Genomic DNA, 25,384 nt, shown 5'->3' with positions numbered 1-25,384 from the left:
CCGAATGCGACAGTGCGCCGGGTGGCATGCCACACTTCGTGCATGAGTGACATCACCGTCCTGGTCGCCGATGACCACCCGCTGCTCCGCGCTGCGGTCGTGCATTCCCTGCGTCAGGCGCTGCCCCAGGTCCACGTGATCGAAGTGGCCAGTGCCGCCACGCTGGAAAGCGCGCTCGATCAGCACGCCGAAATCGAACTGGTCCTGCTCGACCTGACCATGCCCGGTGCGCGCGGATTCTCCTCGCTGCTGCACGTACGCGGTGCGCATCCGGACATACCGGTGGTGATCGTGTCCTCCAACGACCACCCGCGCGTGATCCGGCGGGCGCAGCAGTTCGGCGCGGCGGGGTTCATTCCCAAATCAGCGCCGGCCGAAACGCTCGGCCAGGCGGTGGCGGCGGTGCTCGATGGCGGCGTGTGGTTCCCGGCGATGGCGGCAGAGCGGTCCGAATCCGATGCGCTGCTGGCCACGCGGCTGGCGCAACTGACCCCGCAGCAGTTCCGGGTGCTGTTGTGCCTGGCCGACGGCCTGCTCAACAAGCAGATCGCCTATGAACTGGGCTTGGCCGAAAATACGGTCAAGGTGCACGTGACCGCGATCCTGAAGAAGCTCGAGTGCCACAGCCGCACGCAGGCGGCGGTGCTGGTGAAGGCGCTGGAGCCGGAAGGGGACGCAGGCGCCGGCATCTAGCGCGTGGCATCACCGCGATGGCGCAGCAGCACCTGCGTCATCAGCGCGCGCAAGGCCGGCGGACGCACCGGTTTGGACAGAAATCCCCACCCGTTTTCGGCCGCTTGTGCGCGCAGTGCATCGTCGCGTTCGGCCGTGACCAGGATCACCGGGGGCCGCGCCTGCCATTGCACGCACAGCGCCTCGTAAAGATCGGGGCCATGGAACTCGCCCATGCGCACATCGAGCAGCAGCAGCTGCGGCACCGTGGCGGGCGCGGCCAGGTCCAGCGCGGCCTGCGGGCCATCGGCCAGTTCCACCGAACAGCCCCAGCGTTCCAACAGCGCGCGGGTGGCGGCGCAGACCCGCGGATCATCATCGATGCTCCATACCCGGCAATGGCGTAGCGGGCTGTCATCGCCGGTGTCCACCACCGGGGCAGCCGCGGGCGCCGATGCGGGCACCACGTCTGCCGCCTCGCCCATGGGCAGGCTTACCGAAAACACACTGCCACGCCCCAGCGTCGAGCGCAGGCGGATCGGGTGGCCGAGCAGGCGGCCGATGCGCTCCACGATCGCCAGGCCCAGCCCGGCCCCGCGTTCCTGGTCCACGCCATCGTCCAGCCGCCGGAACTCTTCGAAGATCTCGCCCTGCAGGCTCTCGGGAATGCCCGGCCCCTGGTCATGCACTTCGATGCGCAGCTGGGCACCGTCGCGGCGGCAGCCGATCAGTACCCGGCCACGCGGGGTGTAGCGCAGCGCATTGGACAGGAAGTTCTGCAGGATTCGGCGCAGCAACGCCTCGTCGCTGACCACCACCGCCCTCGTATCCACCCAGCGCAGCTGCAGGCCGCGGCTTTCGGCAGCCAGGCCGAACTCGCGCGCCAGCGTTTCCAGCAGCGGCGACAGCGCGAAGGCGCGCACATGGGTCTGCAGCGCCCCCGATTCCAGCCGCGAGATATCGAGCAGGCTGTTGAGGATGGCGTCCTGCGCCGCGAGCGCGGCATCCACGTGCTCGCTGAGCTCGCGCGCGTCGCCCTGCAGCTTGCCGCGCAGCACCGAGACGAACATCCGCGCGGCGTTCAACGGCTGCAGCAGATCGTGTACGGCCGAGGCCACGAAGCGCGACTTGTAGCGGTTGGCCCGTTCGGCTTCGCGGCGCGCTTCATCCAGATCCCGGGTGCGCTCGGCGACGCGGTGCTCCAGCGCATCGGCGAGCGAGCGCAGTTCGCGCGCGGTGTTCTTGTAGGCGGTGATGTCGGCGTAGCTGGTGACGAAGCCACCGTCGGGCAGCGGGTTGCCGCGGATCTCCAGCACCGTGCCGTCGTCTTTCTCGCTCTCGCGCATGTGCGGGCGCCCGCTGCGCAGATGGTTCAACCGGCGTTCGATGGCTTCATCGATCGGCCCGGGGCCAAGCAGACCACGGCGCGCGTTGTAGCGGAAGATCTCCTCGATCGGGCGTCCGACCCGGATCAGCCCGGTCGGAAAGCGGAACAGCTCCAGGTAGCGTGCGTTCCACGCCACCAGCTTCTGCTCGTTGTCGATCACCACCACGCCCTGTGGCAGGTGGGCCAGGCTGCGGCTGAGACCGCTGTCGGCCTGCTGCGCGGCCTGCAGCACGCCGTCCTGGGCGGTGCGCAGCTCCTGTGCATGCTGCTTGAGCACGCTTTCCAGCTCGCGCCGGCTGCGCTGGCGGTGCGCGGCCAGGCGTCGGCGCTGCTGCACGAACAGGCCCAGGAAACACAGCGCCAACCAGATCCCGCCAGCGGCCAGCGCGGCGCTGCGGCCGACGGCCGTGCTGGCGCTGGCGTCATGCAGCAGGTGCAGTTTCCACTGCGGTTCGTTCAGCGCCAGGGTCTGCCACAGCACCGGCCGTGGCAGGGCGGGCTGCTCCACACGCACCATGCGCCCGCCATCGGCGAGCACCTCCGCGGTGCGGGCCTGCAGCGGCTGCAGCGAGCGGTCGGCGTACTGGCGGGTTGCCAGCATCTCGCTGCGCTCCTGCGGGCCGAGCGGGCGCAGCAGGCGGTAACGCCAGGCATCGCCGTTGGCCAGGAACACCACGTCATGCGCGTCGGTGGCCAGCACGATGTCCGGGCTCTGCAGCCATTCCTGTTCGAGTGCGCGCAGCTCGATCTTGATCGCCACCACGCCCAGCACGGTGCCGCGATCGTCGTAGATCGCCTGCGAGAGGAAGTAGCCCGGCACGGCCGTGGTCATGCCGATGCCGTAGAAATGCCCGCTGCCGCGCGCCATCGCCTGCTGGTAGTAGGGGCGGTAGCTGTAGTCCTCGCCGACATTGCTGGTCGGCTGGTCCCAGTTGCTGGCGGCCACGGCGATGCCGTGCCGGTCGATCAGGGTCAGGGTCGAGGCACGGGTGACGCTGTTGGCCTGGGCCAGCTTGAGGTTCAGCCGCTGCCGCTCGGCGGCGGTGAGCGGATGGGACACCGCCTGGTGCAGGTCCGGGTCCAGCGCCAGCACCTGCGGCAGCGTGCCGAAGCGATCGATGCGCTGCTGCAGGGTCTGCGCATACAGGCCGAGCTGACGCCGCACCTGCAGGCTTTCGTCATCCAGCGCCCGCTGTTGCGCATAGCGCCCGGCCAGCAGCGCACACAGCGCCGTGCCGCCGAGCATCAGGACGATGAGCAGCCACCAGGGGCGATAGCGGGAGACGCGGTACATGGCGCCAGTCTAGGCAGGGCAGGGCGGACGCGCGTCAACGCGTCCGCCGGGCGGGCTCAGAAATGCATCTGCGCGCGCAGTTCGAAGATCTCCGGCTGGCTGCGCACGCCGCGACGGCTGGCGTCGACCTTGACGTAGTTCGCCTGGAACTTGAAGTGCGAGGTCAGGTACCAGTTGGCGCCAAGGGTCCAATCGTGCTGGCGGCCGCCGAACACGTCGGCATCGTCCAGATCGATGCGGCTGTAGCGGGTGACCAGCTCGACCGCGCCGTAGCCGTGGGCCGGCTTGACGTTGGCCACCGCGCCGGCGCTGTACGGGCGCGATTCGCCGGTCAGGATCCAGCTCGCCATCGCGTACTGGCCGCTGCCGGTGTAATCCGGCTTGCCGTCACGGCTGACCGTGGTCTGCAGCGCTTCGCCCTGCAGCGAGAACGGGCCGCGGATCCAGATGCCTTCCAGCCCGGTGCGCACGATCTTGTCGGCGGTGGTCAGGGCACCGGAGTCGACCAGGCGGATGTCGGTCAGGCCGGCTTCCGGACGCGCACGCAGGCGCGCGCTGGCGGCGTGCGAGACGTCACGGCCATCGCGGTAACCGCGCGGGTTTTCCTGCGAATACGCCAGGCCCAGGTGGACTACGTCGCCTGCGGCCTTGACCGGGGTCCACACGCCGCGCACGGCCTGGGTGGTGCCGGGGTTGTCGCCCTGCAGGTCCTTGCCGCCGTAGGCGCCAGCCTGCAGCAGGTACTGCGGGCGCTCCAGCACCCATTCGGCACCGGTGCGGCGGCCTTCGTAGAACGCCTGCACGGGCAGGGCGGTTTCCAGGAAGCTGCCGGCGCGCGAGGAGGTGCCGGCGTCCAGGCCGACCGGGGTCTTCATGTAGCCGAAGCGGAAGCGGCCGATGTCGCTGCCGAAGAAGGCCTTGCTCTCGAAGCGGACGAACACGTCCAGCCAGGTGTCGGCCTGGAAGTCGTAATAGACCATGGCGTCGTACACGCCCTTCTTCTTCAGGGTCGCGCCGAATTCCTTGCGGCGCACGGCGTCGGCGTCTTCGATGCCGCTGCCGTCGGAGAAGTCGTTGAGGTCATAGGCGATGTTGGCAGTCGCTGCCAGCTCGGTACCGTCACTGAAAGTGGTCTTGGTCGGCCAGTTGTCCCAGTCGGCCGCGGTGGCGGCGAGCGGGGCGGTGGTCAGGGCCAGGGCGATGAACAGGGGCGTAGGGCGCATGGGCGGTAGCTGCTTGAATAAGGGTGGGGCAGAACAACAACGGCCGCGGACGGCAAATCTGTGGGTCTGTCCCCCTTGATCCGCTGCCGGGCCACCCGCCGCCGTGGGGGCGCGGTGCCGGGGCAGTGTAGGCAGTCCGGCCAGCTGAACCGGGGGGCTAGTACCAATAGGTTATCTGCGTTGGCGAGATGCGGGCGTAAAAAGGCCACGCCAGATGCCGCCCAACGCGGCCGGCATCCTTCGTGACACTGCCGGAGCTTTCCCATGCACGTTCCCACCACCGCCCCGCTGGCGGCCAAGCCGCTGCCGTTCTACCGCCAACTGTATTTCCAGGTGGTGGTGGCGATCGTCCTCGGTGCCATCCTCGGCCATTACGAGCCGGCCTTCGCCGAATCGCTCAAGCCGCTGGGCGACGCCTTCATCAAGCTGGTGAAGATGATCATCGCCCCGGTGATCTTCCTGACCATCGTCACCGGCATCGCCGGCATGACCCACCTGCGCACCGTGGGCCGGGTGTTCGCCAAATCGATGGCCTACTTCCTGTTCTTCTCCACGCTGGCCCTGGTGGTCGGCATGGTGGTGGCGCACGTGGTGCAGCCGGGCGCGGGGATGAACATCAACCCGGCCGACCTGGACCAGACTGCGGTCAACGGCTATGTACAGAAATCCCATGAGCTGACCCTGGTCGGCTTCGCGATGGACATCATCCCGGCCACCCTGGTCAGTGCCTTCGTCGAGGGCAACATCCTGCAGGTGCTGTTCGTGGCGGTGCTGTTCGGCATCGCGCTGGCCCTGACCGGCGAGAAGGGCCGCCCGGTGCTGACCTTCCTGGAGGCGCTGACCGCGCCGGTGTTCCGCCTGGTCCACATCCTGATGAAGGCCGCCCCGATCGGCGCGTTCGGCGCGATCGCCTTCACCATCGGCAAGTACGGGGTCGGCTCGCTGGTCAACCTGGCCTGGCTGGTCGGCTCGTTCTACCTGACCGCCTTCCTGTTCGTGGCGGTGATCCTGGGCGTGGTCTGCCGCCTGTGCGGGTTCTCGGTGTTCAAGCTGGCCCGTTACCTCAAGGCCGAGCTGCTGCTGGTGCTGGGCACCTCATCCTCGGAATCGGCGCTGCCCTCGCTGATGGAGAAGATGGAAAAGGCTGGCTGCAGCAAGTCCGTGGTGGGCCTGGTGGTCCCGACCGGTTACTCGTTCAACCTGGACGGCACCAACATCTACATGACCCTGGCAGCGCTGTTCATCGCCCAGGCCACCAACACCGAGCTGACCCTGGGCCACCAGATCGCCCTGCTGCTGGTGGCGATGCTCAGCTCCAAGGGCGCCGCCGGCGTGACCGGTGCCGGCTTCATCACCCTGGCCGCCACCCTGGCCGTGGTGCCGGAAGTGCCGGTGGCCGGCATGGCGCTGATCCTGGGCGTGGACCGCTTCATGAGCGAATGCCGCTCGCTGACCAACTTCATCGGCAATGCCGTGGCCACGGTGGTGGTCTCGCGCTGGGAAAACGCGCTGGATCGTGACCGCCTGGCGATGGTGCTCGATGGCCGTGAAGCCGAGCTGCCGCCGCTGGTGGTCGATGACCTGCCGGCGACGCTCCCGGCCCCGGCGCATTGAGCCCGATGAGCTGATTGTGTGGTGCATGGTCGTGCCGTTCCTGCCGGGGCGGCACGGCCATGTTTTGTTTTGAAGGCCCGGTGCGCGCTGCTGGATTATGTGCGGTTGCAGCATGACCGCGACAGCGTAGCGACAGGTCCGTCCACGCCAACGGGGGTATGATCCCCTGTTCCTCTCGCCCATTCATCTGCAGAAAGCGATGTCCAACGAAGATTTCAAACAGGCAGCCCTCGACTATCACCGGCTCTCGCCGCCCGGCAAGATCAAGGTCACCGCGACCAAGCCGATGTTGACCCAGCGCGATCTGTCGTTGGCGTACTCCCCGGGCGTGGCACACGCCTGCGAGGCGATCATGGCCGACCCGCAGCAGGCCAGCGAGCTCACCGCGCGCGGCAACCTGGTCGCCGTGATCTCCAATGGCACCGCCGTGCTGGGCCTGGGCAACATCGGCCCGCTGGCCGGCAAGCCGGTCATGGAAGGCAAGGGCGTGCTGTTCCAGAAGTTCGCCGGCATCGATGTGTTCGACATCGAGATCGATGAAAACGACCCGGACAAGCTGGTCGACATCATCGCCTCGCTGGAACCGACCTTCGGTGGCATCAACCTGGAAGACATCAAGGCACCGGAGTGCTTCATCGTCGAGCGCAAGCTGCGCGAGCGCATGAACATCCCGGTGTTCCACGACGATCAGCACGGCACTGCGATCATCGTCGGTGCGGCCGTGCTCAACGCCATGCTGGTGACCGGCAAGAAGATCGAAGAGGTGAAGCTGGCCACCACCGGCATGGGTGCGGCGGGCATCTCCTGCGTCAACATGCTGGTCTCGCTGGGCCTGAAGAAAGAGAACATCCTCGCTTTCGACCGCGACGGCGTGATCCACACCGGCCGCAGCGATCTGGACCCGGAGAAGGCGCGTTACGCGCGTGATACCGACAAGCGCACGCTGGCCGAGATCGTCGATGGGGCGGACATCTTCCTGGGCCTGTCGGCGCCGGGCATCCTGACCGCGGACATGGTCAAGACCATGGCCAAGGATCCGGTGATCTTCGCCCTGGCCAACCCGACCCCGGAAATCATGCCGGAAGTGGCCCGTTCGGTGCGTCCGGACGCGCTGATCGGTACCGGTCGTTCGGACTACCCGAACCAGATCAACAACGTGCTGTGCTTCCCGTACCTGTTCCGTGGTGCGCTGGACGTCGGCGCGACCGCGATCAACGAGGAAATGAAGATCGCCTGCGTGCACGCGATCGCCGCGATGGCACGCCGCGAGGCCAGCGACCTGGGCTCGGCCTATGGCGATGAGACCCCGAGCTTCGGCCGTGACTACCTGATTCCGCGTCCGTTCGACCGCCGCCTGCTGGTGGAGCTGTCGGCCGCCGTGGCCCAGGCCGCGATGGATTCGGGCGTGGCCACCCGTCCGGTCGCCGACATGGGCGCCTACCGCGAGAAGCTGGCCCAGTTCGTTTACCGCACCAGCCTGATGATGAAGCCGGTCTACGACCGCGCCCGCTCGGACAAGCAGCGTGTGGTGTACGCCGAAGGCGAAGAAGAAGTGGTGCTGCGCGCGGTGCAGAACGTGGTCGATGAAGGCCTGGCGCAGCCGATCCTGATCGGCCGCCCGGACGTGATCGAATCGCGTATCGAGCGCCTGGGCCTGCGCATGAAGGCCGGTGTCGACTTCGACATCACCAACATCAACGACGACCCGCGCTTCAACGATTACTGGCAGTACTACCACAACCTCACCGGCCGCCGCGGTGTGACCGTGGCCGCGGCCAAGAACCTGATGCGCTCGCGCCCGACCCTGATCGCGGCCGTGATGGTGGCGCGCGGCGAAGCCGACGCGATGCTGACCGGCGTGGTCGGCCGCTTCCACAAGAAGCTGGGCTACGTGCGCAGCGTGCTGCCGCTGGAAGCCAAGGTGACCTCCACCTCGGCGATGACCGGCGTGATCAACCAGCAGGGCGTGTTCTTCTTCGTGGATACCCACGTGCAGGAAGACCCGACCGCCGAGCAGATCACCGAAGCCACGCTGCAGGCGGCGTACCGAATGAAGCTGTTCGGCATCGAGCCGAAGGTGGCGCTGCTGTCGCACTCCAACTTCGGCAGCCACGATTCCAGGGACGCGCTGAAGATGCGTGCGGTCCGCGAGATGCTGCTCAAGCGCAACCCGCGCTTGAACGTGGATGGCGAGATGCAGGGCGACACCGCATGGGATGAAGCCCTGCGCCAGAAGCTGCTGCCCAACAGCACGCTGAAGGGCCGCGCCAACCTGTTCGTGCTGCCCAACCTGGAAGCGGCCAACATCGCCTACAACCTGGTGCGCGTGTTCACCGACGGCGTGGCGATCGGCCCGATCCTGATGGGCGTGGCCAAGCCGGTGCACATCCTGACCACCAGCGCGACCTCGCGCCGCGTGCTCAACATGACCGCGATCGCGGCCGTGGATGCGCAGATCCGCAAGCAGCTGGAGGCCGAAAAGAACGGCGCGTAACCTGCCGGTCTTTTTGATCTCAGTTGCCAGAACGCGCCCTTCGGGGCGCGTTCTCGTTTCAGGCAGCGAAACCGGTGGCTCTGCCACACGCGCGCCGCACAGACGTCACCGCCCTGCAACCTCCCAGGCGCCCAATAGCACCACGCGGCCCGGCCGTGGTGGCGCTCCGGTGGGGGCGTCGCCACCCTGGGCCCGACCATATCCTCCACGGCCAGCCACGGGAACGGTGTCATGCGCGATCCACGCACGAAGCGGTATTTCCAGCAGTTGTTCGCGCTCTACGCCGGGTTGGTGGGCGCGCGCTGACCCACGAAAGCGTACCGACCAACGGTCGGTGCCTACCAACAACCGTGGGCACCGATGGCACCGGTAGTGCCGGCCGCTGGCCGGCGCCCCGCAGACGCCGATCGGGCACTTGGAGCAATCAGCGTGCCCGCACGTACTGTTCCCACAACGCCGGCAACGCCACGCCGCTGAGCGTTTCCCACAACGCCGGCGTGTAGCGCCCCTCGCGCAGGGCGCCATCAAGCGCCTTCACCAGCCCGGGATGTTGCGCCTCGCTCCAGGCGAGAAACGCACCGGTCACCCGGTAGCCGGTATCGAAGTTCTGCTCCGGCTTGACCTGCGTGGGCAACGCCCAGCCGGCCCCGGCATTGTCCTTGCCGTAGCGGTCGCGGGCGTAATCGGCGATGCCTTCCACCAGCCAGCCCGGCACGCGCGCGTTGGCGTACTCCGGGTAGCCCTGCACGATGTGCATGGCCTCATGGGTAACCAGGTCGATGTCGCCCGGGTGCTTGGACAGCCAGGCCGGGTTGATCGTGATCGTCGCCGCCTGCGCCTTCTCACCGACAAAGGCGATGCCGTCGTAACCGGGGTCGATCACGATGCCGACCTGGGTCGGCGCGGCAGGATGGAAATCGGCGCGCTCGCGCAGGTAGGCGCCGAAAAACGTCTCGATGATGCGCTCGCGCACCGGCGCGGCCAGCGCATCGCTGGGGTCGCGGTAGTGCAGGGTCACATCCTCGCGGGTCTGTGTGGTCTCGAACGCGTGGGCATCGGCCAGCCCGGCGCCGACCAGCAGGGCGGCCAACAGGCAACGGGAGATCGGCATGCGGGGCCTCATCGGGTGGTGGCCGGGGCGAGCAGTTCGACTTCGGCCAGCTGCAGGCGGCCGGGTGCCGCAATGCGCAGGCGGTACTCGGCATAGCGGCCCGGCTGGGCGATGCGGAACGGACGGGTCTGCATGGCCCAGGCGAAGGCTTCGCCCCGGCGCTGGTCGACCTGCACCCAGCGGCCCCCGGTGGTGCGTGCCTCCAGCGTCCATTCGCCGCCGCGGATCGGGCCATTGCCGCTGGTCAGGGTGTACATCGAGGGTGTACCCGCGGCGACGTTGCTGAAGGTGATCGTGCTGGAGCCGCCCAGCGGCAGCGCCGTGGCCGCGTCGTCATCGATCAGCGACGTGGCCGCCCGCCCGTCGCCGAGCTGGGCGGTGGCGCCGCTGCCAAGCAGGTCGTGCAGCAGGGCCGGCTGCTGGCCGCGCGCGGTGAGCGAGCGCGGTGCATCATCCGGGCCGGTGCCCCAGCGCGAAGGTTCCGGGCCCATGACGAAGTCCAGCGTGGCGCCCTTGGCGAGCAGCTCGTGCGGCAGCCAGGTCCTGGTCCACGGCGTGCCGTTCACCTTCAACGACTGCACGTAGATGTTGGTGGCCGAGTTCTCCGGCGCGTTGACGGTCAGCACCGCGCCGCCCTGCAGCTCGACACGGGCGTGGCGGAACAGCGGCGAACCGATCACGTACTCCGGCGCGCCCATGCGCAGCGGATAGATGCCCAGCGACGCGAACAGGTACCACGCCGAGGTCTCGCCGTTGTCCTCATCGCCCGGGTAGCCCTGGCCGATCTCACTGCCCAGGTACAGGCGCGACAGGATCTCGCGCACATGCTGCTGGGTCTTCCACGGCTGCCCGGCATACAGGTACATCCACGGGATGTGGTGCGCCGGCTGGTTGCTGTGCGCGTACATGCCCATGCGCACATCGCGCGCCTCGGTCATTTCATGGATGGTGCCGCCGTAGGAACCCGAGAACGCGGCATCGGCGGTTTCCGGGGTGGCGAAGAACGTGTCCAGCTTGGCCGCCAGCTGCTCGCGGCCACCGTACAGCGCGGCCAGCCCTTCGCCGTCGTGCGCGGCGGTGAAGGCGAAGGTCCAGCCGTTGGATTCGGTGTAGTCATGGCCCCACACGCGCGGGTCGTAGTCCTTGGCATCCAGCCGCCAGCTGCCATCCGGTTTGCGCCCCTGGAAGAAGCCCGCGGCCGGATCGAACAGCGTGGCGTAGGTGCCAGCGCGGTGACGGAAATAATCGGCTTCAGTGGCATAGCGTTCGCGGGCGGCCGGGGTATCGGCCTGTCTGGCCAGCGCCTCTGCCATGTTGGCCACGCCGAAATCGTTGAGCGCGCCTTCCATCGTCCACGACATGCCTTCATGCACATCGGCGGTGGCGTAGCCGCGGAAGGTGGAACGGTCCATGCCCTTGCGCCCGACATGGCGGTCCGGCGGAACCACGGTCGCATTCTTCAGCGCGGCGGCATAGGCCTCCTGCGCGTCGAAACCGCCGATCCCCTTCAGCCATGCATCGGCGAAGGCCACGTCCGAACTGGTGCCCACCATCAGGTCGGCATAGCCGGGCGAGGACCAGCGGGCGACCCAGCCGCCGGCGCGGTACTGCTCCAGGAAGCCCTGCACCAGCGCACCGGCATCGTCCTTGGTGAACAGCGCATACGCCGGCCAGGTGGTGCGGAAGGTGTCCCAGAAGCCGTTGTTGACGTAGACCTTGCCGTCGCGCACCGGCGCGAAGCTGCGCGTGGCGCTACCGTCGGTGTTCTCATCCGAGGCGCTGGCCTGGCTGGCATAGCGCCAGTCAGGTGCCGCCGCAGTACCGGCGTTCTCGTGCCCGGAGTTGGGATAGAGGTAAAGGCGGTACAGGTTGGAATACAGCGTGGTCTTCTGGTCGTCGGTGGCGTCGCCCACGTCGAAGCGGCCCAGGCGCTGGTCCCAGGCATCCTGCGCGCGTGCGGCCACGCGGTCGACATCGTCAGCGGCCGACAGCTCCAGCGCGAGGTTGTGGCGCGCCTGCTCGACCGAGATCAGCGAGGTGGCGATGCGCATCGAGACGCGGCGGTCGGCACCGGCATCGAACTTGATGTAGCCGGTCGGGCGGCCGGTCTCCACGGTGCCGCTGCTGCGCCACGGCCGGTCGAAGCTGGCCACCACGTACATGCGGGTGGCGCCGGTGGACAGGCCGCTGCGGGTGTCGGTGTAGCCGGAGAGCGTCTGGGTCGCCGCATCCAGGGTCAGCCCGCCGCGGGCATCGACATTGTCGAACAGCAGGTTGGCATCGCCCCCTTCCGGGAATACGAAGCGGAACACCGCGGCGTGGTCGGTTGGCGCGATCGATGCCGCGATGCCGTTGTCGAAGCGCACGTCATAGCGGTACGGACGGGCCTGTTCGTTCTCGCGCGAGAAGGTGAGCGCGCGCTTGCTGCGATCGGCGTCGGGCACCCCGCGCGTGGCCGACGGCATCACCTGGAAGGTCTGGCGGTCGCCCATCCACGGGCTGGGCTGGTGGCTCAGTGCCAGCGCCTGCAGGCGCGGCCGGTTGGCCGCGTCGTTCTGTTCGTTCCAGCGGTACAGCCAGGTCAGCGAGCCGGCATCGGTCACCGGCGTCCAGAAGTTGAAGCCGTGCGGCACGGCGGTGGCCGGGAAATTGTTGCCGCGCGAGAAGGTGCCGTTGGCCTGCGTGCCGCGGGTGGTCAGCACCCAGTCCGAGGGACGCTGCGGCGTGCCGCGCGGCTGCGCCTGCAGGCGGACGTCGTCGATCCAACCGGCGACCGGGGCGCCGTCGGCGCTGGCCACCTCCAGCTCCAGTGCGACCACGCGCCGCCCGCGCAGGGCCGGGGTGTCGCCCAGGCGCACGGCTTTGCGCGCCCACTGCTGCGGGTACAGCGTCTTCGAATCGCCCTGCGCGCGCGCGCCCAGCGCCACGCCATGGTGATCGCGCGCGGCACTGGCCGAAACGCGCGTGCCGTCGTCCAGGACCAGGTCAAGCGAGACGTAGGTCGAGGCCACGGTGTCCTTGCCGACGATCTCGGGCAGCACGAGCCAGGACAGGGTGGTGTCGGCGTCGATGGTCAGATCGGTTTCGAAGAGCTGGCGGCGCGCCTGGCCGCCGGTGCTGGCGTAATGCAGCGCATGCAGGCCGCTGTAACCGACGCCGGGCTTGGCTGCGTAGGGCGCGGCGGGGCCATTGCCGATCCGGACCTGCAGGGCGCCGTCGCCGGCCGCCGCGGCCGGGGCCGGCTGGCCGGGCTCGAACGAGGTCTGCAGGTCCTGCGCAGCGGCCGGCAGAGCGATCGAGGCGCAGGCCAAGGCCAGAGCGAGGGGAAGGGCGCGGCGGGCGGGGCGCAGGTCGGACAGGGTCATGCAAGGGTCTCCCGAGAAGGGCAGGCGGCAGGCAGGACCCGCATCGATGGCCACGGCGGACGGCGTCGCCCCAGCCATCGGCAGACGGCAGGTAAAGAGGCGATGCATGTCCGGTGGGGGCGGGCAGGCGATCGGGTCGATGATCGGTACCGGTCGATCCTGCATCACCGCAACTGGCCCTGACAAGTGCAATTAGTTCGATCTAAATCCGGCAAATCCGTTTCATATCGAATTGTTGACAATCAATTTGGATCGATTTAAAAGGACCGATGATGCGTCGCCGGGCCACCCGCGGCGGCGCCAGGCACCCGCAGGGCCCCTGCGGCCTGACGCGGCCACCAGATGCTAGAATCCACGGTCTCGCAACCCCCTTTGTGTGTCCACGCCATGAGCCATACCGCCACTGCGCCCGCCAACGCCGAGAAGCGTTACACCGTGCACCGCAGCGACCTGCCGCTGAGCTGCCCGACGCCGGAAATGGCGCTGTGGAACTCGCACCCGCGCGTGTACCTGCCGATCGAAGACGAGCCCAACTGCGAGGCCGCGTGCCCGTACTGCGGCGCCGTGTTCGTGCTCGCCGACTGATCCGCGGACCACACTGTGCGCCGACTGACCGTGGTGCAGCTGCTGCCGGCGCTGCACTCCGGCGGGGTCGAACGCTCCACCCTTGAGATCGCCTCCGCCCTGGTTGCCGCCGGCCACCGGGCCATCGTCGTGTCCGCCGGTGGGCGCCTGGTCGAGCCGCTGCTGGCCAGTGGCGCCGAACACCTGACCCTGGATATCGGCCGCAAATCGCTGCTGACGCTGCGTCACGTGCTGACCCTGCGCAATCTCTTCAATGAGGTGGGCGCGGACATCGTGCACGCGCGCTCGCGGCTGCCGGCGTGGCTGGGCCTGTACGCGGTGCGCAATCTGCCGGCGGCGACCCGCCCACATTGGGTCACCACCGTGCACGGCCTCAATTCCCCGGGCCGCTACAGCGCGGTGATGACCAGCGGCGAGCGCGTGATCTGCGTGTCCAACAGCGTGCGCGAGTTCGTGCAGACGCATTACCCCAGTGTCCCGGCCGAGCGGCTGCAGGTGATCCCCCGCGGTGTCGATGTCGCGCAGTTCCCGCGCGTGGGCCGCCAGGACAGGCGCGCGCGCCTGGCCGTGGCCGGGCAGCATCCGGCGCTGGCCGGCGATGCGCCGCTGCTGTTGCTGCCGGGCCGCGGCACCCGCCTGAAAGGGCATCGCCACGCCCTGACCCTGCTGGCCGGGCTGCATGCTGCCGGCGTGCCGGCCAGACTGTGGATGCCGGGCACGCGCGAGCCGGGCCGCGAATCCTATGTCGCCGAACTGGACGCCCAGGCACGCAGCCTGGGTGTGTTCGATGCGGTGCTGATGACCGCGCCGACCTCGCGCATCGCGCAGGCCTATGCGGCCAGCGATCTGGTGCTTCAGCTCTCGGACAAGGCCGAAGCGTTCGGCCGCACCGTGGTCGAAGCGCTGTCGGTGGGGCGCCCCGTGCTGGGCTGGAACCACGGCGGCGTGGGCGAGTTGTTGACTCAGCTGCAACCCTCCGGCGCGGTACCCTTGGGCGACGCCGATGCGCTGTTGGCGCGCGCGCAGCAGCTGTTGCTGCAGCCGCCGGCCTTGCCGTCGCGGATCCCGTTTACCTTGCAGGCGATGCAGCGTGACACGCTCCAGCTCTATGCCTCCCTCGTCGGCTGAGACGACCCTCGTGCCCGGGTCGCCGGCCTCCCGCGCTGGCCGCTGGGCGCCGTGGTGGGTCATCGCGTTCGTTGCGCTGTGGCCGTTGCCGGGCATCGCCGAAGGCGTGCTGGTACTCGGCGCGCTGTATGCGGCAGTGCGCATGGTGCAGCTGCGGCTGCAGGGCAATCAGCGGCTGCTCAGCAGCCCGGCGTGGGCGCTGACCAGCATCCTGTTCCTGGGCTATTGGCTGCCACAGGCAGTGTCCGCCTTCGATGCGATCGACCCCGGCACCGCGTGGCGCAAAACCGCCGCCGGCCTACGCTACCTGCCCTTCATGTGGCTGGTGGCGATAGCCGTGGCCACCCCGCAGCGGCGCGCGCTGACCCTGGGCGGCCTGGCCGCGATCACCGGCCTGTGGACCGCCGATGCATTGGCCCAGGCCCTCATCGGCAGCAGTCCGTTGTTCTGGTCGATGGACCAGCTCAAGTGGGCCGTCAGTGGCCACGGCCTGTGCTCGCCTGAAGAGATGGCACTGGTGGACCGGCTCAGCGGGGTGCTCGGCCCCTGCAATCTCAAGTTCGGCCAGGTGCTGGCCAGCCTCTCGCCGTTCCTGCTGTTCGCGGCCTCCCGCCGCGCCGGCATTCTCGGCTGGTCGCTGGGAGCGGCTGCGGTGGGGGTGGTGCTGGTGCTGGCCGGTTCGCGCGCGGCCTGGCTGACCTATGCGCTGGTGCTGGTGTTCTCCGGCTGGCGCCTGATCGGCGTGCGCGGGCTGCTGGCCTGCGTCGCCTTCGGTGCGGTGGCAGCGGTCGTCCTGGCCGTGACCGTGCCCCAGGTCGGTGACCGCGTTGCGCGTACCGCCATGGCCTGGGAGGGTGAGAGCGATGGCGTCAATCAAGCCCTGTCCGGCCGCGCGCAGATCTGGGCGGCGGCTGCCTGCATGATCGAAGCGCACCCCATCAACGGCGTCGGCGCACGTGGCTTCCGCGACGCCTACCCGGCCTGCAACCCGGACCCTGCCGCCCAGGAAGTCTGGGGCGCGGGTCCGGCACTGCACGCGCACCAGATCGTGCTCGAGATACTGTCTGAAACCGGCATCCTCGGCCTGCTGCTGTGGCTGGCGGCGGTCGCACAGGCGTGGCGCGCGTGGCGCTTCGCGCCGGCCCAGGCCCGTGAGCGCGCACGCCCGGCGATGCTGGCGCTGGCGGTGACCGTGTTCCCGCTCAACACGCATCTGGCGTTCTATTCCACCTTCTGGGGAGGCCTCACGCTGTTGTTGGCCGCGCTGTATGCCGGCAGTCTGTTGGCACGCGAGGACGGGTAGGGCCACGCCATGCGTGGCTGCTTGTGGCCCGGGTATGGGGACATGCCGGGGTGGCGCTACGACCGGTAATAATCGCTGCGGCCGCCGGGCTGGCGCTTGAAGCGGCGGTGGATCCACAGGTACTGGTCAGGGGCCTCGCGCACCATCGCTTCGATGGCCTGGTTGACGCGCGCGGTATCGGCCTCGACATCCTCGCTGGGGAAATTCTCCAGCGGCGCGCCGATCTTCAGGAAGTACTTGCCGCCTTCGCGACGGTGGAAATACGGGATCACCGCGCAGCCGGTCATCCGGGCCAGCTGGTGCGTGGCGGTGATGGTCGAAGCGGTGTGGCCGAAGAACGGCACGAACACCGTGTCCTTGCCGCGCATGTCCTGGTCCGGCGCGTACCAGAGGAAGCCGCCCTTCTTCAGATGCCGCACCGTCGCGCGGATGTCCTCGTTGGCGTACATCGCCTTGGCGTAGCGCAGGCGGCCGAACTTCACCGCCCACTCGTACACCGGGTTGCGATGCTTGCGGTACATGCCGGAGAGCTCGACGTGGTCGCACAGCAGGCGGCCACACATCTCCAGCGTCATGAAGTGGCCGGACACCAGCAGCACCCCACGGCCCTCGGCCTGCATGCGGTGCAGGTGCTCCAGCCCCTCGATCTGCACCTGCGGGCGGATGCTGTCGATGCTGCCCCACCAGGCCCGGGCGAATTCGAAGATGCCCACGCCCAGCGCGTCGAAGCTGTCGCGCAGCAGGCGCTGGCGCCAGGCATCGTCCTTCTCGGGGAAGCACAGCTTCAGGTTGACCTCGGCGGCGCGCCGGCGGCTGCTGGCCAGCCGGTAGGCGACCGTGCCGACACCGCGGCCAAGCGCACGCTGCAGCATCCACGGCAGGCGGGCGATCGCGAAGGCGACCAGCATGAAAGCGAAGGTCGGCCAGTGGCGCGGATTGCGCAGGGACGGCCGGGTGGCGGTGGAAGCGTTATCGGACATGCCTCGATTCTAATGGATGCGCCCGGATGCGTCCCGGCAGGGCCATCACGGCGCCGCGGCGTGTCTTCCCCGCGCCGCTCCCGTATCCTTTGCCCATGCGTAAAAGCCCTGTCGAATGGATCCTGCGCGGCCTGTACTCGGCCGTGCTCTACCTGCTGTTGCCGATCACCGTGTACCACCTGGTGTGGCGGGGCTTCCGGGTGCGCGAGTACTTCCAGCGCTGGGATGAGCGCTATGCCTCCTATCCGCACTCCAGCGGCCAGCCGCGGGTCTGGCTGCACGCGGTCTCGGTGGGTGAGGTGAACGCCGCAGCGCCACTGGTGAACGCCTTGCGTGCGCTGCGTCCGGACATCCGCTGGGTGATCACCACCATCACCCCGACCGGCTCCGAACGGGTCCGCGCGTTGTGGGGCGATGCGGTCGACCACGTGTACCTGCCCTACGACGTGCCGGGCAGCGTCGGTCGCTTCCTCGGCCACTTCAAGCCGAGCCTGGCGCTGATCCTGGAAACCGAGCTGTGGCCGAACCTGCTGTTCGGGTGCCGCGACCGCAGCATCCCGGTCTACATCCTCAATGCGCGGTTGTCGGCGCGCTCGCTGCGCGGTTACCGCCTGCTGCGGCCGCTGATCGGCCGCGCGCTGCGTACCGTGACCTGTGTGGCGGCGCAATCGGCCGACGATGCCGAGCGCTTCATCCAGCTCGGCGCCCGCCCGGACCAGGTGCAGCCGCTGGGCAATCTGAAATTCGATATCGCCACGCCGAACGTGCAGGACTTCATCGCGCGCTTCCATGAGCTGGTGCCCGCCCAGCATCCGGTCTGGATCGCCGCCAGTACGCACGAGGGCGAAGAGCAGGCCACCATCGATCTGCACCGCCGCCTGCGCGAGGCGGTGCCGGGCCTGTTGCTGTTGTGGGCGCCGCGGCATCCCGAGCGCTTCCCAAGGGTGGAAGCGCTGGCCCGCGAGCAGGGCTGGAAGGTGGCCACGCGCCGCCAGCAGCAGTGGCCGCAGGCCGATACCGATGTGTTCGTGATCGATACGCTTGGCGAGTTGATGTCGTTCTACGGGTGCGCCCAGGTGGCCTTCGTCGGTGGCAGCCTGCAGGCCATCGGGGGGCACAACCTGCTGGAGCCGGCGGCAATGGGCACCGCAGCGGTCACTGGCCCGCACCTGCACAACTTCGCCGAGATTTCCCGGCGCATGCGCGAGGCCGGTGCGGTGGTCATTGCCGAGGATGCCAACGGGGTCGGCGATGCACTGCTGACCCTGCTGCGTGATCCGCAGGCCCGCGAGGACATGGCCCGGGCGGGCTGCGCGCTGGTGAGCAACGGGCGCGGCGCACTGAAGCGCACCGTGGCCCTGATCGCCCCGCAGTTGCCGCCGCCGGTGGCCTGATTACAGGCCTGGTTGCAGGCCTGATCGCGCGATGCGACGACCAGGCCCGCGCGTGCGTCAGGCAGCGGCGACCAGCAGGTCGCCCAAAAAGGCGTAGGCAAAGCCGAAGTAGATGAACACGCCGACCAGGTCCATCACCGAGGTGATCATCGGGGCCGACAGCGTGGCTGGATCCGCCCCGATGCGGCGTGCGGCGAACGGCAGCAATGCGCCGATGATGCCGCCCAGTGCGGTGCACACCAGCATGCTCGAGCCCACCACCAGCAGCACGTCCATGCCAACGCCCTTGCTGAAATAGGCCAGGACCGCTTCCAGCACGGCGATGCTGATGCCCAGCGCGGCGGCCACCGGCAGTTCGCGTTTGATCACGAACGCCACATCGCGCCAGCTCAGCTTCAATTCGCCCAGTGCCATGCTGCGGATCACCAGCGTGGCCGACTGGCTGCCGGTGTTGCCGCCCATGTCCACGATCGGGGCGATGAAGGCGGCCAGCACGATCACCTGCGACAGCAGCTCTTCCTGCGCGGCCACGAAGGTGCTGGTGACGATGCCGAAGCAGGTCAGGATCGCCAGCCAGAACACCCGCACGCGGAACATCTGCTTCAGTGGCGTGCTGCGAACGTCCAGGTCGTTGCCGTGCGCGCTCACCGTACCGCCGAAGCGCGCCAGCTGCGAGGCGTCCTGTTCCTTGTCGATGTCCATCGCATCGTCGACGGTGACGATGCCGATCATGCGGTCTCCGCCGTTGGTGACTGGCAGCGCGAGCAGATCGTAGCGACGGATCAGCTCGGCGGCCTGCAGTCGCGGCCAATGTGCCTTCGCGGCGATCGGCTGCTCATGCATGATCGAGGCGACCGTGCGGTTCTCGTTGGCCAGGACCAGATCGCGCAGCGCCACGGTGCCGCGCAGGCGCAGGGTGTGGTCGAGCACGAACAGGATGTTCACCGTCTCGCTGTGCAGCGCGGTGGCGCGGATGTGTGAAAGCGCCTGCGCGACCGTCATTTCCGGCGAGACCCAGACATAGTCGGACGTCGTCGCCGAACCGACCGTGCCCTCGGGATAGGACGCCATCTTGAGGATGTCGTCGCGTTCCACCTTGGTCAGCGCCGGCAGCAGTGTCTGCTTGGCGTCATCGCCAAGGCGGTTGAACAGATCGGCACGATCATCCGATGGCATGTGTTCGAACAGCTGCACTACCGCCTCGCGCGGCATCGCGGCCAGCAGTTGATCCTGGCGGAGCTCGGCGAAGTGCGCGAACAGATCCGCGCGCGCCGGTGGCGCGAGCGTCATCAGCAACGGCAGCGACCTGTCCACGCTCAGCGCGTCGAGCGCATCGACCAGATCGGACGGATGGGTGGTCGCGGCGATGCTGGCAAAGCCAGCGGCGTCGAGGGAGAGCGAGAGGGTGCGGATCGAGAACAGGAGGTCTTCGCGGTTCATGGTGGTTCTCCAGCAGAAAGCGGCGCGTGGGGTGGCAACGCGCAGTGATGAGGTGCAGGCGTGGCACGCATCGGCGTGCGCCCGGGCGAGGCAGGCAGGGGTGTGCGTGCGCGCCGCGTACGCAGCGCAGGCGGCCGGCGGGATCAGTCGGTGCGCTCAGTCGGCACGCGGGGCATTACGGCGCGGCGGCGAGATTGAGGCCGAGCGTGATCCACTGCCCGTCGCGCCGGTGGTGGGCACGTCCCGCGAGCAGATCCACGCTGGCGCCACGCCAGAGTTCGTGGCGCACGCCGAACTGGCTGCTGCGCTGGCGCGCCGCATCGCGGGCGGTTTCGGCCAGCAGTGACCACTGCGGTGCAGCCACGACTTCCACGCCGATGCCATCGGTGCGGCCACGTGCATCGCCCGTGCGTGCCCAGCCCAGGTTGAGGTGCAGCAGGGTGCGATCCGACGCGCCGAGCACCACCGTCAGCGGTGCATTGAGGCTCCAGTCGTCGGCGCGCGGGCGGTGCCAGTCGCTGCCGAGGCCGGCACTGATCGCCACGCCCCAGCGGCGCTGATCCAGATCACGCAGTACCCGCTTGGCGCCCACGGCCCACTGCGTCGTCGAGGTGGCGTGTTGATGGCTGGCGCCGAGCGACCATTCGGTATCGGCGAACGTGCAGGCCGGTACGGCCGTCCAGTCATTGCCGGCATCGGTATGGCGGCCCCAGCTTTCCAACTGGCAGCGACCGGCATCGGTGATGGAGGCGTCGTCCACCATCAGGCTGGCGGCGGCGCGGGTGTCGAGCGGAAGCATCGCCACGGCCACGAGGGGCAGGGCGAACACACGGGAAACGTGCATGGGCAATCTCCAGGCAAACGGAAACGCCAGCGGCACCCTTCTTGGGGTCGGTGGAACGGCGATACGGATGTTGCGAGGCGGGCGAGCGTGTCAGCTGCGCCGGTGGGCCCCGTCCTGTGCGGACGGAACCGACCTTGGGGTCAGTGGGTCCGTCGGCTCAGGAGCAGCAACGAGATCGACTATGACTGTCCAAGGAGGGGGCCTCTGGAGGGAAAGGGAAGGTGGTGCGGGGCGGACCTTAGTCGGCCGCTGCCGGAGGGTCAAGCCCTTTTTCACGGCACGTGCCGGACTGTGGACCGCTTCACGGTGGAGAGTGTGCGCGGGTAGGCATCGCACGAAGCGGTCGCGATGGCGGCCGCCACATGGGCAGCATCTGTGGCATGTCGCGATCACCACCTTGCACGCAAAAAAAAACCACCCGCAGGCGGGTGGTTTTTTATCTCGCCGTGCGCCGTCGATCAGTTGACGGTGGTGCTCGGCGTGGCCGCCTTCTGGGTCAGCAGGCGGTTGATGTCCTGCAGTTCGGCGATGTCCAGCGTGCCGACGGCCTGGCCCAGCTGCAGGCGGTTCTGCAGGAAGGTGTAGCGGGCGTTGGCGTAGTCCAGCTGCGCGGAGAACAGGATGCGCTGGTTCTGGATCACGTCCAGCACGGTACGCGTGCCGACTTCCAGGCCGACCTGCGAAGCGTCATAGGCACTCTGTGCCGACACGACCGCCAGGCGACGCGCTTCCACTTCGCTGATGCCCGCCACCAGGGTCTGGTAGGCGTTGCGGGTGTTGCGGTCCAGGGCGCGCTTCTGCTGCTCGTAACCGTCCTGGGCGATGTCACGCTGGGCCAGCGCCTGGCGCACGCCGGACTGGGTGGCGCCGCCGGAGAAGATCGGCACGTTCAGGGTCAGGCCGACGCTGTTGGTGCGGCGGTCCGGGCTGAAGCTGCCGCTGTCGCCGACCACATCACCCCAGCTGGCCGACTTGCCGGCCGTGGCACCGATCGACAGGGTCGGGTAGTGCGCGCCGCGGGCGGCCGAGACGCCGGCTTCGGCGGCGTTGACCTTCAGTTCCTGCGCCTTCAGCGCCGGATTCTGCGCAACGGCCTCGTTCACCAGCGTATCGATGGTGGCGTACTTGGCCGGCAGCTCCGGACGGAAATCGGCCGGCAGGGCGCGCAGGTCGGTGACCGGCTGGCCGGTCAGTTCGGTCAGCGCCTGGTAGGCGTCGGCCAGGGTGTTCTGCGCGATGATCGTGTTGGCGCGCGCCTGGTCGTACTGGGCGCGGGCTTCGTGCACGTCGGTGATCGGGGCCAGGCCCACTTCCAGGCGCTTGTCGGCGAAGTCGAACTGCTTCTTGGCAGCGGCTTCGTTGGTCTGCGCGGCCGACAGCGATTCAATGCCCACCAGCACGTTGAAGTACGCCGCCGAGGTGCGCACGATCAGGTCGTCGTTGGCCGAATCCAGGGTGAAATCCGCTGCGCGGCTCAGTTCGCGCTGCGAACGCAGGTTGGCGAACTGGGTGAAGTTGAAGACCGTCTGGCTGCCGTTGATCGTGTAGTTCCGGCTCTTGGTGGTGAACGAGCTGGAGGTCAGATCATGGTTCGGGTTGGTGCGGCTGCGGTTGAGCGAGGCCTCGCCGTTGAGCTGCGGCAGCAATGCGGCACGCGCCTGCACGGCGCCTTCCTTGTCATACAGGCGGGTCGACTCGGCAGCCGAGAGCTGCGGATCGCCATTGCGCGCCATTTCGTAGACCTGCAGCAGGTCGGCGGCAGAGGCGGTCATCGGCAGCAGGGCGGCGGCCAGCGCAAGGGCGAGGGATCGGCGGATCATTGCGGCTTCCTTGGACTCAGAGTTGGAACTGGGGTGCCGGGGCGGCACCGCGCAGGTAGTCGATATCGGTTTCGAACAGCGATTCAGTGGTGCCGTCCGCCTTGACCAGCACCGCTTCCATGACCGGGGACCGGCCACGGATCACGAACAGTCGACCGCCCGGACGCAGCCACTGGGCGAAACGTGACGGGATGACATCCACCGCGCCGGTGACGCAGATCGCATCGAAGCGGCGCTCGGTATCCCAGCTCAGCGCGTCGGCGGTTTCGATGCGGACGTTGTTGCCCAGGCCGGCGGCGTCCAGACGCGCGCGCGCGATGGTGGCCAGCTCGGCATCGATCTCCAGGCTCAGCACTTCGCGGGCCAGCTCGCCCATGCACGCGCTCAGGTAGCCGCTGCCGGTGCCGATTTCCAGCACTTCATCGCCCGGCTGCAGATCCAGCGCCTGCAGGGTGCGGCCTTCGATGACCGGCTTCATCATCTTCTGCCCGTTGCCCAGCGGCAGCTCGATGTCGGCATAGGCCAGGGCCCGGTGCGATTCAGCGACGAACGCCTCCCGCGGCAAGCGTGCCAGTACATCGAGCACGCGGATTTCCAGCACATCCCAGGGGCGGATCTGCTGTTCGACCATCAGTTCGCGGGCGTGGGAGTAATCGATCGTCATGAGGTTCTATATCCAGCGCAGTGGGCCGGCCATTTTACCGGTGCCGGGAGCCGGCGGCGCGCTGAGAGCATCGCTGCCGTCGCGCCGGGGTCGCAGTGCCGGAAGTCACCGCGACCTCCGGTCCATTCAGTTTAGTGCCGCCGGGCATACGCCCGCAGGAAAAAGTCGACGCTGGCGCTCACATGAGCGTTGGCATCGCACTCGGCCGGGGCCGGCCGCAGCCCGCACATCATATGCGTATGCAGCTCGCCCTTGATCAAGGTAAGGAACTGGATGGCGGCGGTCGGGAAATCGGTGATCTCCAGCTCGCCGCGGGCCGTACGGGAACGCAGGAAGTCGGCCAGCGCATCGGTGGTCCGCTGCGGGCCGGCCAGCCAGAACATCTCGCGGATCCGGTCATCGGTATCCGGCGACATCATCACCCGCTGCACGGCGACGGCCGCATCGGAGGTGATCAGGGTGAAGAAGGCGTGGCCGATGCCCATCAGCTGGTCGCGCAGCGGGCCTTCGACGTCGGTGACGAACAGTTCGTCAGGCAGCATCTCGACGCATTTGGACTGCACTGCTTCGGTGAAAAGCGTCTCTTTGTCGCCGAAATGGCTGTAAACGGTCAGCTTCGATACGCCCGCCTGGGCGGCGATGCTGTCCATGCTCACCCCGTTGTAGCCTTGGTCGACGAACAGCGACTTGGCCGCTTCCAGGATGGCCGCGCGCTTGCCCAGATCCTTCGGGCGCCCCGGCCCGGCGGCCTTGGCGACCGGCTTGGAGGGCGATTTGGAGGAGGTCGGATCAGTCATCCAATCAATACTAGACCAATCGGTTCGATATTTATACTATACCGGCTGGTTCAATATTGAAGCGATTGGAACAGAGCGTTTCCAGTGGCTTTCCCCGGGTTACTTTCAGGTCCAGGACCTCATGAAAAACATGCGATGGATGGGTGGTGGGTTGCTGGCGCTGGCGTTGGCAGCATGTGGCAAGCAGGATGCCGAACCGGCCGCGCCGATGCCGGTGCTGGTTGTCCACCCGGGCACCGTGGCCGGCCAGGAAGTGGCCGCCTACCCCGGTGAGATCCGGGCCCGCGAGGAAAGCCCGCTCTCCTTCCGCGTCGGCGGCAATCTGATCAAGCGCCATGTCGATGCCGGCCAGCGCGTGCGCAAGGGCCAGTTGCTGGCCGAGCTGGACGCCGCCGACTACGCCTCCCAGGCCAGCGCCTCACAGGCGCAGCTGGCCGCTGCCGAAGCCGACCTGATCCGTGCCCGTGACGACCAGAAGCGCTACGCCACCCTGGCCGAGCAGCAACTGGTCAGCCAGTCCGCGCTGGACAGCCAGACTGCTGCCTTCAAGGCCGCGCAGGGCCAGGCCAATGCTGCCCGCGCCAATCTGGCCGTGGCGCGCAACCAGGCCGAGTACGCGCAGCTGCGCGCGCCGGCCGATGGCGTGATCGCCAGTCGCCAGGCCGAAGCCGGGCAGGTGGTCAGCGCTGGGCAGACCGTGTTCACCCTGGCCGCCGACGGTGGCCGCGAAGTCGTGATCGCCCTGCCGGAGAGCAACATCCGCGATTACCAGGTCGGCCAGCCGGTGCAGGTGGAACTGTGGATCCGCCCCGGCCAGATGCTGCCGGGCACGATCCGTGAGATCGCCCCGGCCGCCGATGCACAGGGGCGCACCTATGCCACCCGCGTCAGCCTGGCACCGGAAGCGTTGACCGAAGTGGAACTGGGCCAGAGCGCGCGCGTGTTCGCCGCCGCAGGACGCCAAGGCACGCTGCAGTTGCCGCTGGCCGCCGTACAGCGCGGCGCCGACGGCCGCAGCAGCGTGTGGGTGGTCGATCCGGCCAAGCACACCTTGAAGGCCACGCCGGTGACGGTCGGGGCGTACGCCGTTGAATCGGTTCCGGTGCTGAGCGGGGTGAACGCGAACGACTGGGTGGTCGCCGCCGGCGGCCATCTGCTGCGCGAGGGCCAGCCGGTGACGGCGGTGGACCGCCAGAACCGCCCGGTGCTGGCACCGGCGGCCAAGCCTGCCGCGGCCGACGCGCCTGCTGCCGGCAAGGGGAACTGATC

18 protein-coding genes are annotated in these 25,384 nt (G+C 68.3%); 8 read left to right on the top strand and 10 right to left on the bottom strand.

The window, feature by feature from the left end:
* Positions 1-42: 42 nt before the first annotated feature.
* Complete coding sequence (locus tag OC373_RS06165; protein ID WP_070425885.1) at positions 43-693, top strand: response regulator transcription factor; 651 nt, start codon at positions 43-45, stop codon at positions 691-693.
* Here the strand turns inward: OC373_RS06165 and OC373_RS06160 are convergent.
* Complete coding sequence (locus OC373_RS06160; RefSeq protein WP_261997269.1) at positions 690-3,353, bottom strand: PAS-domain containing protein; 2,664 nt, start codon at positions 3,351-3,353, stop codon at positions 690-692. The two genes, OC373_RS06165 and OC373_RS06160, sit on opposite strands and share 4 nt — an antisense overlap.
* Positions 3,354-3,409: 56 nt before the next feature.
* The gene (locus OC373_RS06155; RefSeq protein WP_261997268.1) at positions 3,410-4,576 is read right to left on the bottom strand and encodes a porin; all 1,167 of its coding nucleotides are present in this window, start codon (positions 4,574-4,576) and stop codon (positions 3,410-3,412) included.
* 264 nt (positions 4,577-4,840) lie between these two features.
* Here OC373_RS06155 and OC373_RS06150 point away from each other — a divergent pair, with 264 nt between their 5' ends.
* Positions 4,841-6,190, top strand: a complete 1,350-nt coding sequence (locus OC373_RS06150; RefSeq protein WP_070425883.1) for a dicarboxylate/amino acid:cation symporter — start codon at positions 4,841-4,843, stop codon at positions 6,188-6,190.
* 199 nt (positions 6,191-6,389) lie between these two features.
* Positions 6,390-8,684 carry an NADP-dependent malic enzyme gene (locus OC373_RS06145; protein ID WP_019183787.1) on the top strand — a complete coding sequence of 765 codons (2,295 nt, stop codon included), beginning with the start codon at positions 6,390-6,392 and terminating at the stop codon, positions 8,682-8,684.
* A 424-nt stretch (positions 8,685-9,108) separates the two neighbouring features.
* Here the strand turns inward: OC373_RS06145 and OC373_RS06140 are convergent, their stop codons facing one another.
* Positions 9,109-9,795 carry a basic secretory family protein gene (locus OC373_RS06140; protein WP_237393566.1) on the bottom strand — a complete coding sequence of 229 codons (687 nt, stop codon included), beginning with the start codon at positions 9,793-9,795 and terminating at the stop codon, positions 9,109-9,111.
* A gap of 8 nt (positions 9,796-9,803) precedes the next feature.
* Positions 9,804-13,160: a GH92 family glycosyl hydrolase gene (locus OC373_RS06135; protein WP_070425881.1), complete on the bottom strand. Its 3,357-nt coding sequence runs from the start codon at positions 13,158-13,160 to the stop codon at positions 9,804-9,806.
* 387 nt (positions 13,161-13,547) lie between these two features.
* On the opposite strand from OC373_RS06135, the gene OC373_RS06130 reads away from it, so the two are divergent.
* Genes OC373_RS06130 through OC373_RS06120 form a run of 3 tightly spaced genes read left to right on the top strand, consistent with a single transcriptional unit; the run spans position 13,548 to position 16,176 of the window.
* On the top strand, positions 13,548-13,745 hold the full coding sequence (locus tag OC373_RS06130; RefSeq protein ID WP_019183790.1) for a zinc-finger domain-containing protein: 198 nt from the start codon (positions 13,548-13,550) through the stop codon (positions 13,743-13,745).
* Between the two features lie 15 nt (positions 13,746-13,760).
* Positions 13,761-14,873 carry a glycosyltransferase gene (locus OC373_RS06125; RefSeq protein WP_070425880.1) on the top strand — a complete coding sequence of 371 codons (1,113 nt, stop codon included), beginning with the start codon at positions 13,761-13,763 and terminating at the stop codon, positions 14,871-14,873.
* Positions 14,854-16,176, top strand: coding sequence for an O-antigen ligase (locus tag OC373_RS06120; RefSeq protein WP_070425879.1), 1,323 nt, complete (start codon positions 14,854-14,856; stop codon positions 16,174-16,176). Before OC373_RS06125 ends, OC373_RS06120 begins: the two co-directional genes overlap by 20 nt.
* Before the next feature lie 56 nt (positions 16,177-16,232).
* Here OC373_RS06120 and OC373_RS06115 read toward each other — a convergent pair whose 3' ends face one another.
* Positions 16,233-17,156, bottom strand: coding sequence for an LpxL/LpxP family Kdo(2)-lipid IV(A) lauroyl/palmitoleoyl acyltransferase (locus OC373_RS06115; RefSeq protein ID WP_070425878.1), 924 nt, complete (start codon positions 17,154-17,156; stop codon positions 16,233-16,235).
* A gap of 95 nt (positions 17,157-17,251) precedes the next feature.
* On the opposite strand from OC373_RS06115, the gene waaA reads away from it, so the two are divergent.
* Positions 17,252-18,550: a lipid IV(A) 3-deoxy-D-manno-octulosonic acid transferase gene (gene waaA / locus OC373_RS06110; protein WP_070425877.1), complete on the top strand. Its 1,299-nt coding sequence runs from the start codon at positions 17,252-17,254 to the stop codon at positions 18,548-18,550.
* A 57-nt stretch (positions 18,551-18,607) separates the two neighbouring features.
* Here the strand turns inward: waaA and mgtE are convergent, their stop codons facing one another.
* From mgtE to OC373_RS06085, 5 genes are all read right to left on the bottom strand, one after another.
* Entirely contained in the window at positions 18,608-19,990 is a 1,383-nt protein-coding gene (gene mgtE / locus OC373_RS06105) for a magnesium transporter (protein ID WP_070425876.1), read from the bottom strand.
* 175 nt (positions 19,991-20,165) lie between these two features.
* Positions 20,166-20,834, bottom strand: coding sequence for a hypothetical protein (locus OC373_RS06100; RefSeq protein WP_070425875.1), 669 nt, complete (start codon positions 20,832-20,834; stop codon positions 20,166-20,168).
* 458 nt (positions 20,835-21,292) lie between these two features.
* Positions 21,293-22,654: a TolC family outer membrane protein gene (locus OC373_RS06095; RefSeq protein ID WP_070425874.1), complete on the bottom strand. Its 1,362-nt coding sequence runs from the start codon at positions 22,652-22,654 to the stop codon at positions 21,293-21,295.
* A 16-nt stretch (positions 22,655-22,670) separates the two neighbouring features.
* On the bottom strand, positions 22,671-23,318 hold the full coding sequence (locus tag OC373_RS06090) for a protein-L-isoaspartate O-methyltransferase (RefSeq protein WP_261997267.1): 648 nt from the start codon (positions 23,316-23,318) through the stop codon (positions 22,671-22,673).
* Positions 23,319-23,449: 131 nt separating this feature from the next.
* A complete protein-coding gene (locus tag OC373_RS06085) occupies positions 23,450-24,115 on the bottom strand; it encodes a TetR/AcrR family transcriptional regulator (RefSeq protein ID WP_261997266.1) in 666 nt (221 codons plus the stop codon).
* Between the two features lie 121 nt (positions 24,116-24,236).
* On the opposite strand from OC373_RS06085, the gene OC373_RS06080 reads away from it, so the two are divergent.
* Complete coding sequence (locus OC373_RS06080) at positions 24,237-25,382, top strand: efflux RND transporter periplasmic adaptor subunit (protein WP_261997265.1); 1,146 nt, start codon at positions 24,237-24,239, stop codon at positions 25,380-25,382.
* Positions 25,383-25,384 lie beyond the last annotated feature (2 nt).

The organism is Stenotrophomonas sp. Ste96 (assembly GCF_024519495.1).
Lineage (GTDB): Bacteria > Pseudomonadota > Gammaproteobacteria > Xanthomonadales > Xanthomonadaceae > Stenotrophomonas > Stenotrophomonas bentonitica_A.
Note: the sequence above shows the minus strand (reverse complement) of the source record. Positions and strands in the feature narration are given on the sequence as shown.